Source organism: Streptomyces kronopolitis (assembly GCF_014646275.1).
In the GTDB taxonomy this organism is placed as follows: Bacteria; Actinomycetota; Actinomycetes; order Streptomycetales; family Streptomycetaceae; genus Streptomyces; species Streptomyces kronopolitis.
This window is the reverse complement of record NZ_BMND01000020.1, coordinates 24,897-40,739: the sequence shown is the minus strand read 5'-3', so window position 1 is coordinate 40,739 and position 15,843 is coordinate 24,897. Positions and strand designations below refer to the sequence as shown.

The 15,843-nt window shown below is 73.4% G+C and carries 15 protein-coding genes; 7 read left to right on the top strand and 8 right to left on the bottom strand.

The features are described 5' to 3' along the window. Positions 1-27 precede the first annotated feature (27 nt). The gene (locus IEY78_RS21170) at positions 28-699 is read left to right on the top strand and encodes a M23 family metallopeptidase (RefSeq protein ID WP_189100600.1); all 672 of its coding nucleotides are present in this window, start codon (positions 28-30) and stop codon (positions 697-699) included. Here the strand turns inward: IEY78_RS21170 and IEY78_RS21165 are convergent. Then, complete coding sequence (locus IEY78_RS21165) at positions 681-1,292, bottom strand: TetR/AcrR family transcriptional regulator (protein WP_189100599.1); 612 nt, start codon at positions 1,290-1,292, stop codon at positions 681-683. The genes IEY78_RS21170 and IEY78_RS21165 overlap by 19 nt on opposite strands. 141 nt (positions 1,293-1,433) lie before the next feature. Here IEY78_RS21165 and IEY78_RS21160 point away from each other — a divergent pair, with 141 nt between their 5' ends. Further along, entirely contained in the window at positions 1,434-3,068 is a 1,635-nt protein-coding gene (locus IEY78_RS21160; RefSeq protein ID WP_189100598.1) for an MDR family MFS transporter, read from the top strand. A 146-nt stretch (positions 3,069-3,214) separates the two neighbouring features. Here the strand turns inward: IEY78_RS21160 and cseC are convergent, their stop codons facing one another. The 3 genes from cseC to IEY78_RS21145 are packed head-to-tail and all read right to left on the bottom strand — an operon-like array spanning position 3,215 to position 5,742. After that, positions 3,215-4,519 carry a two-component system sensor histidine kinase CseC gene (cseC, locus tag IEY78_RS21155; protein WP_189100597.1) on the bottom strand — a complete coding sequence of 435 codons (1,305 nt, stop codon included), beginning with the start codon at positions 4,517-4,519 and terminating at the stop codon, positions 3,215-3,217. Positions 4,520-4,527: 8 nt separating this feature from the next. Further along, a complete protein-coding gene (gene cseB, locus IEY78_RS21150; protein ID WP_189100596.1) occupies positions 4,528-5,238 on the bottom strand; it encodes a two-component system response regulator CseB in 711 nt (236 codons plus the stop codon). 9 nt (positions 5,239-5,247) lie between these two features. Continuing rightward, positions 5,248-5,742: a hypothetical protein gene (locus IEY78_RS21145; RefSeq protein WP_229700089.1), complete on the bottom strand. Its 495-nt coding sequence runs from the start codon at positions 5,740-5,742 to the stop codon at positions 5,248-5,250. Here IEY78_RS21145 and IEY78_RS21140 point away from each other — a divergent pair. Next, positions 5,735-5,962, top strand: coding sequence for a hypothetical protein (locus IEY78_RS21140; protein WP_189100756.1), 228 nt, complete (start codon positions 5,735-5,737; stop codon positions 5,960-5,962). The genes IEY78_RS21145 and IEY78_RS21140 overlap by 8 nt on opposite strands. A 120-nt stretch (positions 5,963-6,082) precedes the next feature. Here IEY78_RS21140 and IEY78_RS21135 read toward each other — a convergent pair whose 3' ends face one another. After that, on the bottom strand, positions 6,083-6,694 hold the full coding sequence (locus tag IEY78_RS21135) for a SigE family RNA polymerase sigma factor (protein WP_372509225.1): 612 nt from the start codon (positions 6,692-6,694) through the stop codon (positions 6,083-6,085). Between the two features lie 381 nt (positions 6,695-7,075). Then, positions 7,076-8,035: an iron-sulfur binding domain-containing protein gene (locus IEY78_RS21130; protein ID WP_229700088.1), complete on the bottom strand. Its 960-nt coding sequence runs from the start codon at positions 8,033-8,035 to the stop codon at positions 7,076-7,078. Between the two features lie 192 nt (positions 8,036-8,227). On the opposite strand from IEY78_RS21130, the gene IEY78_RS21125 reads away from it, so the two are divergent. The 3 genes from IEY78_RS21125 (at position 8,228) to IEY78_RS21115 (ending at position 11,089) form a co-directional block, all read left to right on the top strand. Beyond that, positions 8,228-8,755: a pyridoxamine 5'-phosphate oxidase family protein gene (locus tag IEY78_RS21125; RefSeq protein ID WP_189100593.1), complete on the top strand. Its 528-nt coding sequence runs from the start codon at positions 8,228-8,230 to the stop codon at positions 8,753-8,755. 345 nt (positions 8,756-9,100) lie between these two features. Continuing rightward, a complete protein-coding gene (locus IEY78_RS21120) occupies positions 9,101-9,910 on the top strand; it encodes a hypothetical protein (RefSeq protein ID WP_189100591.1) in 810 nt (269 codons plus the stop codon). 186 nt (positions 9,911-10,096) lie between these two features. After that, positions 10,097-11,089 carry an NAD-dependent epimerase/dehydratase family protein gene (locus tag IEY78_RS21115; protein ID WP_189100589.1) on the top strand — a complete coding sequence of 331 codons (993 nt, stop codon included), beginning with the start codon at positions 10,097-10,099 and terminating at the stop codon, positions 11,087-11,089. A 62-nt stretch (positions 11,090-11,151) separates the two neighbouring features. Here the strand turns inward: IEY78_RS21115 and disA are convergent, their stop codons facing one another. Both disA and radA read right to left on the bottom strand, forming a co-directional pair. Beyond that, entirely contained in the window at positions 11,152-12,276 is a 1,125-nt protein-coding gene (disA, locus tag IEY78_RS21110; RefSeq protein WP_189100588.1) for a DNA integrity scanning diadenylate cyclase DisA, read from the bottom strand. A 124-nt stretch (positions 12,277-12,400) separates the two neighbouring features. After that, a complete protein-coding gene (gene radA / locus IEY78_RS21105; RefSeq protein ID WP_189100585.1) occupies positions 12,401-13,813 on the bottom strand; it encodes a DNA repair protein RadA in 1,413 nt (470 codons plus the stop codon). A 220-nt stretch (positions 13,814-14,033) separates the two neighbouring features. On the opposite strand from radA, the gene IEY78_RS21100 reads away from it, so the two are divergent. Further along, positions 14,034-15,839, top strand: coding sequence for a BACON domain-containing protein (locus IEY78_RS21100; protein WP_189100583.1), 1,806 nt, complete (start codon positions 14,034-14,036; stop codon positions 15,837-15,839). The last annotated feature ends 4 nt before the right edge of the window (positions 15,840-15,843 follow it).

Here is a 15,843-nt window from a genome sequence, read left to right as displayed (position 1 = left end):
ATCAAATTCTCTGGAGGGAAAACCCGCATGTCCAAGTTCACCGCTCTCCGCAATTCGAAGAAGTTCGCGCTCCGCAATCGCGTCGCCGTCGTGGCCGCCGGTGTCGGTGTGACCGCCGCACTCGGTGCCGGTATCGCCACCGCCGCCGACGCGGGTCTGCAGCACCTCACCTCGGGCGTCGGTTCGACCGTCACCGCGCAGGCCGACGCGCAGGCCAAGTCCGCCGCCGACACCAAGGCCGCCGCGGCCAAGGCGAAGAAGGACGCGGCCAAGAAGGCCGACGCCTGGGTCAAGCCGGTCGACAAGTACACCCTGGGCGAGCCCTTCGGCATCGCCGGCAGCCACTGGTCGCACAAGCACAGTGGTCAGGACTTCGTCGTGCCGACCGGCACCCAGGTCAAGGCGGTCCACAAGGGCACCGTCGTCAAGGCCGGCCCCAATGGCGGCGGCGACGGCCCGGCCTACGGCAACGCCATCGTGATCCAGCACGAGAACGGCACGTACACCCAGTACGCCCACCTGTCACAGATACAGGTGCAGGTCGGCCAGCAGGTCGGCACCGGCCAGAACATCGGTCTGTCCGGCAGCACGGGTAACTCCACCGGTCCCCACCTGCACTTCGAGGTCCGCACCGGTCCCGACTACGGGACGGGCATCGAGCCGACCGGATTCCTGCGGGCTCACGGCGACGCCGTCTGAGCTGAGTCCGGCCGGGCTGGCCGGCGGCTCGGCGGGTTTGCCGCCGTGACCAGTTCTGTGGCGACCTCGAGGATGGCCTTGCGCTTCTCCTCGGGGTCGCCCTCCACGTGCTGCATCGCGAACATGCCCGCGTGCATCGAGAACAGCGCCGTGACGCAGCGCACCTGATCCGCCAGCTGCGAGTCGGGCTCCTTCAGGAGGTCGCAGAGCGTCAGCATCCGCTCCTTGAAGCGCTCGCCGATGCTCAGCTCGCGCACCGCGGCCTGGTTCTCCTGCATGAAACGGAAGAGCGGCTCGGCCGACCGCAGCGCCTCGCTGTAGCGGCGGATGACCTCCTGCTTGGTCTCCAGGGTGCGCGGCTGCTCCCCGGCCCAGGCGATCAGGTCGTCGATCGGCCTGGTCAGGTCCTGGAACAGGCTGATGACGATGTCTTCCTTGGTCTTGAAGTGGTAGTACAGCGCCGCCTTCGTGACCTCCAGCTTCTCCGCGATCTCGCGCAGCGAGGTCTTCTCGTAGCCCTGTTCGGAGAACAGCTCCAGAGCGACGTCCTGAATGCGCTGGTGGGTGTTCCCCCTGCGCCCTTGTGTGCTCATGGTGTTCTCCTGCGTCGTCGGTACTGGTCAGAGGGCTTCCCGGCCGGGTCCGAGAGAAACTTACTTGACGCCCGGCAAGTTCGTCGCCTACCTTCTTCACTGTACTGAACTAGCCGGGCGGCAAGTAAGTGGGAGTGAGTAATGGGGAAGTCGCGCTCTGCGACCCCGACGGGGGACGGACGGATATCGGCGTCGACGGCAAGACCGGACGCCGCACAGCAGGACAAGCAGCCGGCCAGCGTGCGGGTGGTGCTCTTCGCGCTGATGATCGCGATGCTGCTGGCGATGCTGGACAACATGATCGTCGGCACCGCGATGCCGACGATCGTCGGTGAACTGGGCGGGATGGACCACCTGTCCTGGGTGGTGACCGCGTACACGCTCGCGACCGCGGCCTCGACGCCGATCTGGGGCAAGCTCGGCGACATGTACGGACGCAAGGGCGTCTTCCTGTCGTCCATCGTGCTCTTCCTGATCGGCTCCGCGCTGTCCGGCATGGCGCAGGACATGGGGCAGCTGATCGGCTTCCGCGCCGTGCAGGGGCTGGGCGCGGGCGGTCTGATGGTCGGCGTCATGGCGATCATCGGCGATCTGATTCCGCCGCGGGAGCGCGGCAAGTACCAGGGCATGATGGCTGGTGTCATGGCCGTCGCGATGATCGGCGGACCGCTGGTCGGCGGCAGCATCACCGACCACCTCGGCTGGCGCTGGAGCTTCTACATCAACCTGCCGCTCGGCGCGATCGCGCTGATCATGGTGACCGCGGTGCTGCACCTGCCGAAGAAGCGGTCGCAGACCCGGATCGACTACGCCGGCGCCGTGCTGCTCACCCTGGGCATCACCTCGCTGGTGCTGATCACCACCTGGGGCGGCACCGAGTACGACTGGCTGTCCGGCCAGATCATCGGGCTCGGGGCGCTCGGCGTCGTGGCGCTCGCGCTCTTCGTGCTGGTGGAGCGCAAGGTCGGCGAGCCGGTGCTGCCGCTGCACATCTTCCGCAACGGCAACTTCGCGCTGGTCACCCTGATCGGCTTCCTGGTCGGCTTCGTGATGTTCGGGTCGATGACGTTCCTGCCGCTGTTCCAGCAGACCGTGCAGAACGCCTCGGCCACCAACTCCGGTCTGCTGCTGCTGCCGATGCTGCTCGCGATGATGGCCGTGTCGCTGTTCGCCGGGCGGGTGACCACCCGGACCGGCAAGTACAAGATCTTCGTCGTGGTCGGCGGCGGTCTGATCACCGCGGGCCTGGCGCTGCTGTCCCTGATGGACACCGGCACCACCCGCTTCACGTCGGGCGTCTACATGGCGGTGCTCGGCGCCGGTATGGGCTTCCTGATGCAGACCACGATGCTGATCGCGCAGAACAGCGTCGAGATGAAGGACATGGGCGTCGGCTCGTCCTCGGCGACCCTCTTCCGCACGATCGGCGGCTCCTTCGGCGTCGCGATCTTCGGCGCGATCTTCACCCACCAGGTGCAGACCACGATGGCCGAGCGGATCGGCGCGGCCGGTGCGAAGGTGACCGGCGGCGGGGCCCAGATGGACCCGAAGGGGCTGGCCAAGCTCCCGCCGGCGATCAAGGACGCGTACGACCACGCGGTGGCGACCGGCACCCACCACGTCTTCCTGTGGGGCGCGCTGATCAGCGTCGTGGGCTTCGCCGCGGCGTGGTTCCTCAAGGAGGTGCCGCTGCGCGGCGCCCCGACCCCGACTGCCGGGAGCCCGGAGGGTGGGGACGCTCCGGTGGACCGGATGGCGATGGCGGAGACCGTCTGATCCGGCCCCAGTTCTCGGCCCACAGCGGCCCCCGGCAGGAGACTGCCGGGGGCCGCTGTGCCGGTTCCGGGGGGCTGTGACGTGCAGGGCACGGGACGCCGTGGGCCGCCGGGCGTGAGGGCACCCGGAGGGCTGCCCCGCCCCCGTCAGCGGTCGGGAAGCTGGATGACCGGGAAGCTGCCCGTATTGGTGGGCGCGTTCTCCGGGAGCCAGAGGACGGCGACGGCGCCGGTCGAGCCGTCGGTGAGGGCGTCGGCGTTGCGGAAGGTGAGGCGGGCGCCCAGGACGCGGGCCTGGCCGGCCGCGATGGTCAGGCCCAGGCCGTGCCCGCGGCCGGCCCGGTCGCTGCTGCCGGTGCGGAAGCGGCTCGGGCCCTCCCGCAGCAGCGCCTCGGGGAAGCCCGCACCGTGGTCGCGGACCCGCAGCACCCGGCCCTCGACGGTGACCTCGATCGGCGGCCTGCCGTGCCGGGCGGCGTTGGCGATGAGATTGCCGAGGATCCGCTCCAGGCGGCGCGGGTCGGTGGTGACCTCGGCGTCCCGCGCGATGTCGACGACGATGTCGCGGTCGAGGGCGTGCACCCGGCGCGCGACGAACTCGCCGAGCACCACGTCCTGGAGTTCGGCGCGCTCCGCGTGGCCGTCCAGCCGAGCCACCTCCAGGACGTCCTCGACGAGGGTGCGCAGCGCCTGCGCCCGGTCGCGGACCAGCTCGGAGGGGCGGCCGGGCGGCAGCAGCTCGGCCGCGGTCAGCAGCCCGGTGACGGGGGTGCGCAGCTCGTGGGCGATATCGGCGGTGACCCGCCGCTCGGCCTCGATGCGCTCCTGGAGGGCGTCCGACATGGCGTCGACGGCCCAGGCCAGATCGTCGGTCTCGTCGCGCACCCGCCCGCTGCCGACCTCGTCGCGGATGCGGACCGAGGTGTCGCCGTCGGCGAGCTTGCCGGCGGCCGCGGCGGCCTTGCGCAGCCGCTGCGAGAGCCGTCCGCCGACGAGGACGCCCAGCGCGCAGCCGCCGACCACGACGGCGGTCGACCCGATGACCAGCGCCTGGTCCAGGTCGTCCAGGACGGTGAAGCGGTCCGGGGACCGCTTGTGGACGGACAGCACCCGGCCGTTGCCGAGCGGGGCGGCGGCCCACACGTCGGGGGCCGCGTCCCCGGAGTCGTCGAGGTAGGTGGCGCGCTTGTTCTTGGCGACCTCGTCCCGCAGCGGCTCGGGCAGCTCCGGATCGTTGATCTTGGCGCCGAACTGCAGTCGGTTGGTCGACTCGAAGATCCGCTGGGTCAGGTCGAGCAGCTCGACCTGGTCATCGCGGCTGCTGTCGAGCATGGAGTGCCGGGCGGCGTTGTGCACGACGAGGCTCAGCGCGATCGCGACCAGCGCTCCCACGAGCGCGATCGCGGCGCTGAGCTTCCATCTCAGCCCCGTCCGCAGGGCCAGCCTGACCACCGGCGGTGTCAGCCTCTCAGCTTGTATCCGAAGCCGCGGACCGTCTCGATCCGGTCCTGGCCGATCTTGCCGCGCAACCGCTGGACATGGACGTCCACGACCCGAGTGTCCCCGCCCCAGCCGTAGTCCCAGACCCGCTCCAGCAGCCGGTCGCGCGAGAGGACCGTACCCGGCGCGTGCGAGAACTCCAGCAGCAGCCGCATCTCGGTCGGCGTCAGCGCGACGTTCTCGCCGCCCTTGCGGACCTCCATGCCCTCGGTGTCGACCTCCAGATCGCCGAAGCGCAGCAGCGTCTCGGCGGGGTCGTCCGCCTCCGTGCGCAGGGCCGCGGCGCCGTCCGGGCCGCTGGCGTGGCCGAAGCGGCGCAGCACGGCGCGGATCCGGGCGACCAGCACCGCGCCGTCGAACGGCTTGGTGACGTAGTCGTCGGCGCCGGCCTCCAGGCCGAGCACCACATCGATGGAGTCGGCGCGTGCCGACAGCATGATCACCGGGACCGTCGACTCGTCGCGGATCCGCCGGCACAGGCTGACGCCGTCCAGCCCCGGCACCATCACGTCGAGCAGCGCGATGTCGGGGCGGTTGGCGCGGAACGCCTCCAGGCCCGCGAGCCCGTCGGGCATCGCGGTGACCGCGAAGCCGTCCCGCTCCAGTGCGAGCTGGGTTGCTTCGCGGATGACGTCGTCGTCCTCGACGAACAGCACGTGCGTCTCGGCCATGCGGTGGTCTCAACCCTCCGATGTCGTGCCGGCGTCCGGCGTCGCCTTGTTGTAGTCCGTGTGCGAGCTGGTGTGCTTGGTGAAGCGGCCGTTCTTCCAGCGGTAGCTGGTCACGTCCTCCCCGGAAGGGCAGCACACCTTGTCACCGGCGGTGTAGGTCTGCCGTGAGACCTCCAGCTCGCCCTTGTTGAGCCCGGCGTACACCGAGGGCTGCTCATTGGCGTACACCTCGTCGTACCCGCCCTTGGCGCCGTCACGCCGGCGGTAGACGTAGGAGCCGATGCCGACGGAGTCCGCGCAGGTCATGACGTTGACGATGATATCGGGGGAGGAGCTGCCGGTCAGGGACGCATACGTCACCTCGACCGGGTAGGCGTCGGCGGCGCACGGCTTGTGGAGGCTCTGCTTCACATAGGCGCCGACCCTGGGATCGCCCCGCAGCAGCTGGACCGCGTTGACCTTCTTGCCCTTGGGGGTCGAGGTCGGGGTGGGGGTGGTGTTCACCGCACCCTTGGGCGCGGGGGTGGCGCCGGCCGACCCCTCGCTGCGCACGCCCTCGCCGCCGGGGTTGCATCCGGCCAGCAAAAGGCCGACGGCGGCCACCCCCGCCGTGGCCGCGCCGCCTCTGGTCAACCCCGTTCTGGTCAACCTGTTCCTGGACAATCCGCTCCCGCTCACCGTGCTGCTCGCACAGCTGCTGTTCCCGCTGCTGTTCCTGATGTGATTGTCGCGCGTACAGCCGTGAGCCGTGAGGCACCCGCCGATGTGTCCGCTTTATTCGATAATGCCGTGATGCTGCGTGTGCGCCGCGCGGTGCGGTGCGTCACGGGCCGTGCGCCGCCGGTCAGGCCGCGCACCGCTCCTGCCCCCGCCCCCGCTCGCCGCGCTCCAGCATCCGGGCGTCGATGTCACGCATCTGCAGTTCCTGGCGCAGCCGCGCGAGGGCGCGGTGCAGGGTGCTCTTCACGGTACCCGTGGACATGCCGAGCGCCGCCGCGGTCTCCTCCGTGCTCATCTGCTCCCAGTGGCGCAGTACGACGACGCTGCGCTGCTTGGGCGCGAGCACCCCGAGGATGTCCATCAGCAGGGCGCGGTCGGCGCGCTGCTCGGTGCCGTCGTCCACGCTCGCGTCCGGGAGCTGCTCGGTGGGCACCTCCTCCAGCTTGCGCGCCCGCCACCACTCGGTCCGCGTGTTGATCATGACGCGGCGGAGGTAGGCGTCGGCCAGCGACTTGTCCGCGATGCCGTCCCAGCGGCCGTAGGTGCGGACCAGTGCCGTCTGCAGCAGGTCCTGGGCGTCGACCGGGTCGGGTACCAGGCGCCGGGCGCTCCGCAGCAGTGCCTCCTGCCGCGTCCGCACGTACTCTTCGAAGTCCAGTACCTTGCCGCCGCTGGTCGCCATATCGACGCCTCCGATCCGCTTTCGATTCCCCACGTTGACCGTGCTGGCGGTCATCTCCAGCACGAGGGAGACGCTACGGAGGGGGTGTTGCGGCGTAGTGTGCGTCGGCACCACAGCGGATGCACGGAAAACCCTCGGTTGTGTAACAGCCCACCGGGGGTCATACCTCGGACGGACGGCGGGCTCCCGGGGGTCATCCTCCGGGGGGAGAAGCGCCCCCGCCGGAAGGTCTAGGGGCCCTCACGACGCGGCAACCGGCCCGCGAGAGGGTCGCCTTCAGGGCACATCGCGGCACTTTCCGGTCATCGTGCCCGGAAAGATCCGGGCATTGCACCCTGAAAGATGAGGTGCGATCAGATTCGGTTGCCCGGAAACGCGAGACGCGGCCGCCGAAGCGGCCGCGCCCCTGTTACCTACTGAACGGTGACCGCCGGGCTACGTCATCGGCAGCCGGTAGCGGCCGCCGCCGAGCGGCTCCACCAGACCGTCCGAGACCAGCCCGTCGAGTGCCCGGGCCCGCTGCACCGGCTCGTCCCACACCGCGTCCAGCACCTGCTGCGGCACCGGTGCGACCGCCTCGCGCAGCACGGCGAGCAGCTTGCCGCGCACCTGCCGGTCGGTACCGGCGTACGTCTGGATGCGCCGCGGCGGACCGTCGTGGGCCGGGGACCCGGCCTGCCGCCAGGCGCACTGCGCGGCGATCGGGCAGCGGCCGCACTCCGGCGAGCGCGCCGTGCACAACAGCGCACCCAGCTCCATCGTGGCCGCCGCCCAGCGCGCCGCCAGCTGCTCGTCCTCGGGCAGCAGCGCGCGGGCGAGCTTGCGCTCCGCCGCGGTGGTGGCGTTCGGCGGGAACTGGCGGCCGGCCACCGCGCGGGCGAACACCCGGCGCACATTGGTGTCCAGCACCGCGTGCCGCTGCCCGTAGGCGAACGAGGCGACCGCCGCGGCGGTGTACTCGCCGACGCCGGGCAGCGCCAGCAGCTGGGCGTGCTCGCGCGGCACGTCCCCGCCGTGCCGCTCCTGTATCGCGGAGGCGGCGGCGTGCAGACGCAGGGCGCGGCGCGGATAGCCGAGGCGGCCCCAGGCGCGTACCGCTTCACCGGGCGCCTCGGCGGCCAGGTCGGCGGGGCGCGGCCAGCGGGCCAGCCACTGCTCGTAGACCGGCAGCACTCTGCTGACCGGGGTCTGCTGCAGCATGAACTCGCTCACCATCACACCCCAGGCGCCCGCCTCGGGGCGGCGCCAGGGCAGATCGCGGGCGTGCTCGTCGAACCAGTCGGTGACCGGGCCGTGCAGCGCGGTCCCGTCGGCGGCTCCCGCGGCCGCGTCGGCGGCGGGGGCGGTCTCGGCGGCGGCGGTCGTGGCAGTGGTGGTGACAGGCGTCGAAGTCATGGCACTGCCGATCCTGGCACGCCGAGGGGCGCCCGGGAAACGCGCCGGGCCCGCCCCGCCGCGCGTCCACCCGCGCGCAGGACGGCCGGGGGCGCACGGGTGGCGGTTACCAGCGGTATGCGGTATCCGGTGCTGCGCCCGGGACGGGGGCCCGGCGCGCGCCGGCCGCTCCCGCCGGGCGAGGATGCGGGCATGGCGGAAAAGACCGGTGCGGAAATCACGAACGGCACGGGCGGGTCGGCCTGCCCGGAGGCGATCCGGCGGGCCCTCGGCGCGCACACCACGATGACGCTGGCCTACGCGGACGAGGACGGGCCGCAGGCCTGCGCGGTGCTCTACGCGGCCGACGCGACCGATGCGGCGGGCGGCGGGGCGGCCGGCGCCGGGCCGGTGCTCTATTTCGTCACCGCGACCGGCACGCGCCACGGCCGGGCGCTGGCCGGCTCCGGCGGCCGGGCCGCGTTCACGGCGCAGCGGGACGGCCAGGAGTGGAGCGGGCTGACCGGGCTTCAGGGCCGGGGCCGCTGCCGGGTCCTGGCGGGTGCCGAGCGGGCCGCGGGCTGGCAGGTCTACCTCGCGCGCTTCCCGTTCGTCGCCGGGAGCGAGCGGCTGCGCGGCGCCCTGGAGCGGACCTCGCTGTGGGAGCTGCGCCCCGACTGGCTGCGGCTGATCGACAACGGGCAGGGCTTCGGGCACAAGGAGGAGTGGTCGCGGGGGTGAGGCCGGGGCCCCCGGGGCGTGCGGGGCGTGCGGGGCGCGAGTGTGTGGCCGGATGCGGGCGTGCGGCCGGACGTGAGCGTGCGGACGGGGCGCGGGGGTGCGGCCGGGGGCGCGGGGGTGCGGCCGGGTGTCCCGCGCCGCCGGGCCGGATTTCGTCCGAGGCAGCCCCCGCATCCCACCCTGCATGATCAACTCCCGTACGGGCCCGGCCCCGACGGGACATCGCACCCCCCTGGGGAGGCAAACGCGGCCTGGGCGCCGTCTCCGGACCGATGATGGGAAAAGTTGCACCGGATGCGGCGGGTACTGGCCGGTGCGGCTGCCGATCCCCCGTAGAGTTTCCGCGTGGGATCACTGCGCAATCCGATCGGGCCGCTTCCCTCCTCCATCTACTGGCGGCGGAGGGCCGTTGCGCTGGCCATCGTCGTCCTGCTCGCCCTACTGGTGGTGTGGGCGCTCAACTTGGGCCGGGGCGGCGGCGGTAGCGACGACGAGGGCAAGGGGTCGCAGGGGCACGGGCCCGCGACGTCCATCACGCCCGGGCCCTCCGGCAGCGGCCCCGCGATCAGCGAAAAGCCGGGCGGACGCGGGGAGTCGGGGGGCGGCGGCTCGGGCTCCGGCGGCTCCGGCTCGGCGGGCGGCGACGACAACGCCTCCGGCGACGGCCCGGGCTCCGGTGGCTCCGGCGGCTCCGGCGGCGGGCCGATCGGCCAGGGCTCCGACGCGCATGTCGTCGACGCCGGCACCTCCCTCCCCAACTGCGTGTCCGACAAGGCCGAGTTGGTCCTGCGCAGCGTTAAGCACTCCTACGCGCCGGGCACCAAGCCGAAGTTCGAGCTGACGGTCAAGAACGCCGCCGGTGCGGCCTGCAAGGTGGATCTCGGCCAGAAGGCCGCGGTGCTCACCATCACCGACAGCGCGGGCGACGACCGCGTGTGGGCCTCGAACGACTGCCCGTCGGGCACCGCGCCCGCGCTGCTGAAGGTGCCCGCCAAGGGCGAGGTGCGGCGCACCGTCGTCTGGGACCGGCGGGCCAGTGGTCCGCAGTGCGCGACGCCGAGTTCGGCCACCGTGCCGTCCGGCACCTACCGGATCGAGGCCGAGGTCCCGGGGCTGGACAAGGTCCATACGTCGTTCGTGCTGGCCAAGGGCTGACGGCCAGAGCCGACAGTCGGACGGACGGCACGGCACAAACGGCCGCCACGGATCGGACGGCCGCAGGTACGGGCGGGCCCGCCGGAATGATCCGGGAGCCCGCCCTCCGCTTGTTTCGCCCAGGGTGATTCCGCTACGAGCGTGCGCCCCTGGCCCCCTGCCGCCGGCGTCCGGCACAGTCGCCTCATGAAGCTACTGATACTGGGCGGTACGGAGTTCGTCGGCCGGGCGGTCGCCGAGGCGGCGCTGGCGCGGGGCTGGCAGGTGACGGTCTTCCACCGCGGGAACCACGCACCGCCGCCGGGCGTGACGGCCCTGCACGGCGACCGCGCCACCGCGGCCGGGCTCGCCGCCCTGGAGCACGGCACCTGGGACGCCGTCGTCGACACCTGGAGCAAGGCCCCCTCGGCCGTACGGGACGCCGCGCGGCTGCTGGCCGGGCGCACCGGGCGCTACGCCTATGTCTCCACCCGCTCCGTGCACACCTTCCCGGCCCCGTACGGGCTGGACGAGGACGGGCCGCTGGTCGCCGGATCCGCCGACGACACGACGAGCGACGACTACGCGACGGCCAAGCGGGGCGGCGAACTCGCCGCGACCGAGGCCTTCGGGGACCGGGCGCTGCTGATCCGCGCCGGGCTGATCCTCGGGCCGTACGAGAACGTCGGGCGGCTGCCGTGGTGGCTGGGGCGGATCGCCCGCGGCGGCCCGGTGCTCGCGCCGGGGCCGCGGGAGGCGGCGCTCCAGTACATCGACGCCCGCGATCTCGCCGAGTGGACCCTCGACGCCCTGGAGGCCGGGCTCGGCGGGGCGTACAACATGGTCAGCGAGCCCGGGCACGCGACGATGGGCGAGCTGCTGGAGAGCTGCGCACGGGTCACCGGCTCCGACGCGGAGCTGCGCTGGACCGCCCCCGAGGACATCCTCGCCGCCGGCATCGAGCCCTGGATCGAGCTGCCGGCCTGGCTGCCGCCGGGCGAACTGCAGGACACGCTCTACGGCGCCGATGTGTCCAGGGCGCTGGCGACCGGGCTGCGCTGCCGCCCCGTCGCCGAGACGGTCGCCGACACCTGGGACTGGCTGCGCTCCCTCGGCGGCACCGCGCCCCGGCGCACGGACCTGCCGGCGATCGGCCTGCCCCCGGAGAAGGAGGCGGCGCTGCTGGGGGAGACCCCTTAGCGGTCGACCGCCGCGGCCGGCTCGTGGTCGCCACGAGCCGGTCGGGACCTTGCGGACCCGATCTAGACGTACCGCTCCAGGATCGACGACTCGGCCAGGCGGGACAGGCCCTCGCGGACCGAGCGGGCGCGGGCCTCTCCGACGCCGTCCACGGTCTGGAGGTCGTCGACGCTGGCCGCGAGGAGCTTCTGCAGGCCGCCGAAGTGGTCGACGAGGCGCTCGATGACCGTGCCAGGCAGCCGGGGGACCTTCGCCAGCAGGCGGAAGCCGCGCGGCGAGACCGCGGAGTCCAGCGTCTCGGGGGAGCCGCTGTAGCCCAGCGCGCGGGCCACGGTGGCCAGTTCGAGGAGTTCGGTGTGGCTGAGCGCGTCCAGCTCGGCGAGCGCCACGGCCACCGTGCGCGCGCGCTTGGCGGTCGGCTCGGGGACGTAGTCGCGCACGACCAGCTCCCGCTCCGGCTCCACGCCGGCGATCAGTTCCTCCAGCTGGAGGGCGAGCAGCCGGCCGTCGGTGCCCAGCTCGACGACGTACTCGGCGATCTCGGTGGCGATCCGGCGGACCATCTCCAGGCGCTGGGCGACCGCGGACACATCGCGGACCGTGACCAAGTCCTCGATCTCCAGGGCGGAGAGGGTGCCGGCGACCTCGTCCAGCCGGAGCTTGTAGCGCTCCAGGGTGGCCAGCGCCTGGTTGGCGCGGGAGAGGATCGCGGCCGACTCCTCCAGGACGCGGCGTTCGCCGTCCACGTAGAGGGCGATCAGCCGCATCGACTGGCTGACCGAGACGACCGGGAAGCCGGCCTGGATCGAGACGCGCTGGGCGGTGCGGTGGCGGGTGCCGGTCTCCTCCGTCGGGATGGAGGCGTCCGGGACCAGCTGCACGCCGGCCCGCAGGATCTTGGTGATGTCCTTGTCGAGGACCAGCGCGCCGTCGAGCTTGCACAGCTCGCGCAGCCGCGTGGCGGTGAACTCGACATCCAGCACGAAACCGCCGGTACACATGGATTCGACGGTCTTGTCGAAGCCCAGCACGATCAGTCCGCCCGTATTGCCGCGGAGGATGCGCTCCAGGCCGTCGCGCAGGGGCCGGCCGGGCGCGACGGCGCTCAGCGAGGCGCGCATCAGGGCCTCGGTGCCGGCACTGCCACCGGCCCTGCCGGGAGTCGATGCCCGGTCGTTGGCTGCCACTGCACTCCTCCGTCGCAAGGTCTGTCGGTCCGCAGGCCGCCCGGACCGTGCTGTGATCGACGTACCAGCGGAGCGTACGCGGCCGACCGGAATTCTGCGGCGACGGGCGAGACCAGGGCAAAGTCTACCGGCGTGCGCCCTCTTCCTGCGGGGCCTCCCGGCGTACCCGCTTGGGCAGCACGCTCAGCGCCTCCCCGACGTCGGCCACCTCCAGCACCCGCATGCCGTCGGGGATCTTGCCGGGGTCGCTGGGGACCAGGGCGTGGGTGAAGCCGAGCCGGGCCGCCTCGGACAGCCGGCGCTGGACGCCGGTGACCCTGCGGACCTCGCCCGCGAGGCCGACCTCGCCGATGGCCACGAGGTTCTTCGGCAGCGGGGTGTCACTGGCGGCGCTGGCCAGGGCGAGGGCCACGGCGAGGTCCGCGGCGGGCTCGGTCAGCTTCACCCCGCCCACCGTCGCGCTGTAGATGTCGCGCTTGCCCAGGGCGCTGATCCGGCCGCGCTGCTCCAGGACGGCGAGCATCATCGAGACCCGGGAGGTCTCCAGGCCGGAGGTGGTGCGCCGGGGGGAGGGGATCTGGGAGTCGACGGTCAGCGCCTGGACCTCGGCGACCAGCGGGCGGCGGCCCTCCAGCGTCACCGTCAGGCAGGTGCCGGGCACCGGCTCGGCGCGGCGGGTCAGGAACAGGCCCGAGGGGTCGGCGAGGCCGGTGATCCCCTCGTCGTGCAGCTCGAAGCAGCCGACCTCGTCGGTGGTGCCGTAGCGGTTCTTCACGCCGCGGACCAGGCGCAGCCGGGCGTGCCGGTCGCCCTCGAACTGCAGGACGACATCGACGAGATGCTCCAGCAGGCGGGGGCCGGCGATGGCGCCGTCCTTGGTGACATGGCCCACCAGGAGGGTGGACATGCCGCGTTCCTTGGAGGCGCGGATCAGGGCGCCGGCCACCTCGCGGACCTGGGCCATGCCGCCGGGCGCCCCGTCGATCTCGGGGGAGGCGACGGTCTGCACCGAGTCCAGGACCAGCAGCGACGGCTTGACCGTGTCCAGATGGCCGAGCACCGCGGACAGATCGGTTTCGGCCGCCAGATACAGATGGTCGTCGAGCGCGCCGATGCGGTCGGCGCGCAGCCGCACCTGGCTCGCGGACTCCTCGCCCGTGACATACAGCGTGCGGTGGGCGTCGGAGGCGGCCTTGGCGGCGACGTCCAGCAGCAGGGTGGACTTGCCGACGCCGGGCTCGCCGGCCAGCAGCACCACGGCGCCCGGGACCAGCCCGCCGCCCAGGACGCGGTCCAGCTCGTCCACGCCCGTGGAGCGGGCGGTGGCCTGCCGGCCGTCGACCTCGCCGATGGGCACGGCGGCCGTGGTGACCCGGCCGGGCGCGGTGGTGCGCACCGCCGGGGCGCCGCCGAACTCCTCGACCGTGCCCCATGCCTGGCACTCGGGGCAGCGGCCGAGCCACTTCGCGGTGGTCCAGCCGCATTCGGTACAGCGGTAGGAGGGACGCTCCTTGCCCGACGCTTTACGTGTTGCCATGGGGTCACCGTAACGGCGGGGTCCGACAGCGGGTCGCCGGGAGCGCGGGGAGCGGCCGGGCCCGGGCGGCGCCGGTGGCACCGGAGAGTGGTGTGTGCGCAGTGCGCCAGCCGCGGAATGGCTGATTCGTGTCCTCTTTTGAGGGATCTGGTCACCCGTAAGGGTTAAAAGTGGCCAACGGGAGCAAGCCTGGCTGCATCATCCGCCTACCGTCGCCGGGGTGATGAGCAGGCCCGAGCACCCCACGCACTCCACCGGCGCACACCGGTCGCGCGGCGACGCGCAGCGCCGGAGCCGGCCGCAGTCCGACCGGCGGCCCGAGCCGGACACCCCGGACGCGCCGCGCTCCCCGGACCCCCACGACGGCTACGAGCCCTTCCTGGACGGGCTGTTCACCTACTGCCTCTCCGTGCTGTGCGCGCACGACGCGGCGATCGCGGTGCTCGGCGAGGTGCTCGCGCTCGCCGAGCGGCACCACCACCGGCGCCCCGCCGACCCCGCGCTGCACCGCTCCTGGCTCTACGCCCTGGCCCGCTGGTCCTGCCAGTGCCGGCTCGCCGAGCGGACCGGCCCGGGCGGCCGCGCGGTGGACCCCAAGCGGCGCGAGAGCGCGGCGCCGGACGCCGGGGCCGCCCGCGACGCCGAGCTGCGGCAGCGCGAACTCGCCGCGCTGGCCTGGCCGGAGGCCGCCGGCACCACCCCCGAGCAGCGGGAGGCGCTGGAGCTCTCGGTGCGCCATCAGCTCGCGGCCGACGAGGTCGCCGCGGTGCTCGGGGCCGATCCGGCGGCCACCCGCGCGCTGCTGGCCGCCGCGTCCTGCGAGGTCGAACGGACCCGCGCGGCGCTGGCCGTCGTGGAGTCCGGCCGCTGCCGCGAGGTCGCGCAGCTGGCGGGCGACACCCAGGTGCTGCTGGGCCCGGCGCTCAGCCGCGAGCTGGTGCGCCATGTCGACCACTGCACGGTGTGCCGGCGCACCGCCGAGCGGGCCACCGCCCCCGGCGCGTGGCCCGGTACCGCGCCGGTGGACCGGGGCGCGCTGCCGCTGGTCCCCGCGCCCCGGGAGGCCGTGGCCGCCGCGCTGGCGGCGGCCCGGAGCGCCAAGTCGGGCCGGGCGAAGGGGATGCCCGGTGCGGGACGCGGCGGCCGGGCGGGTGGGGCAAACGGTTCTCCTCGCTACGACCGCAGCGGATTCCCCGTCGGCCCCCCGACGGACCGGGTGGCCCGCCGGCGCCGGCTGCGCAGTCGGGCGCTGACCACCACCGTGGTCGCCACGGTCGTCGCGGCGCCCGTACTGGCCCTGTGGGCGGCGTACCACAGCACACCGGCCACCGACGAGGCGGCGGACGACTCGCCCGCGGTGACGGCCAGCGAATCCCACACCGGGGAGCGGATGGGCGGCCGCCCCTACGAGAACGCCGGCAACGCCCGGACCACGCCCGGGCCCGGCTTCACCACCGGCGACGGGTCGCACGACGTGTCCGTCGAGGTGATCAGCGCGAGCGGCGGTCCGGAGCGGACGGACGGGCCGGACGGCCGGGAGGAGGCGGCGGGCCGGCTGACGGTCGCCGCACAGCCCAGCGGCCGCAGCACGGTGATCACGCTCAGCGCCTCGGGCACCCACCCGGTGCGCTGGCACGCCGCGGCGGGCGCGGCCTGGCTGCAGTTGAGCCATACGGCGGGCTCGCTGCGGCCCGGGCAGACCGCCACCATCACGGTCTCCATCGACCACGACCGGGAGCCCGCGGGCCGCTGGCGGGCCCGGATCGCCATCGAGCCGGGCGGCACCGCCGTCACGATGGAGGGCTACGGCGCGACCGGCCCCGCGCCGGGCCCGCAGCGTCCGACGCCCGCGCACCCCAGGCCGCGGCCGACCTCGCCGTCCGCGACGCCGACCCCCACGCACCCGAGGCCGCACCCGACCCCGCCGGCCCCGACACCCACGGCCACGCCCGGGACGCCGACGCCCACGCCGACGAAGCCCGCACCGGGCTCCACGCCGTCGCACACCACCCGCCCCGCCCGCTGAGCTG

Bases quoted from the DNA above. Each gene is read 5' to 3' on its own strand.
- IEY78_RS21170 (WP_189100600.1), top strand. From the start codon at position 28: ATGTCCAAGTTCACCGCTCTCCGCAATTCGAAGAAGTTCGCGCTCCGC.
- IEY78_RS21165 (WP_189100599.1), bottom strand. From the start codon at position 1,292: ATGAGCACACAAGGGCGCAGGGGGAACACCCACCAGCGCATTCAGGAC.
- IEY78_RS21160 (WP_189100598.1), top strand. From the start codon at position 1,434: ATGGGGAAGTCGCGCTCTGCGACCCCGACGGGGGACGGACGGATATCG.
- cseB (WP_189100596.1), bottom strand. From the start codon at position 5,238: ATGGCCGAGACGCACGTGCTGTTCGTCGAGGACGACGACGTCATCCGC.
- IEY78_RS21135 (WP_372509225.1), bottom strand. From the start codon at position 6,694: ATGACCGCCAGCACGGTCAACGTGGGGAATCGAAAGCGGATCGGAGGC.
- IEY78_RS21130 (WP_229700088.1), bottom strand. From the start codon at position 8,035: ATGACTTCGACGCCTGTCACCACCACTGCCACGACCGCCGCCGCCGAG.
- IEY78_RS21125 (WP_189100593.1), top strand. From the start codon at position 8,228: ATGGCGGAAAAGACCGGTGCGGAAATCACGAACGGCACGGGCGGGTCG.
- IEY78_RS21115 (WP_189100589.1), top strand. From the start codon at position 10,097: ATGAAGCTACTGATACTGGGCGGTACGGAGTTCGTCGGCCGGGCGGTC.
- radA (WP_189100585.1), bottom strand. From the start codon at position 13,813: ATGGCAACACGTAAAGCGTCGGGCAAGGAGCGTCCCTCCTACCGCTGT.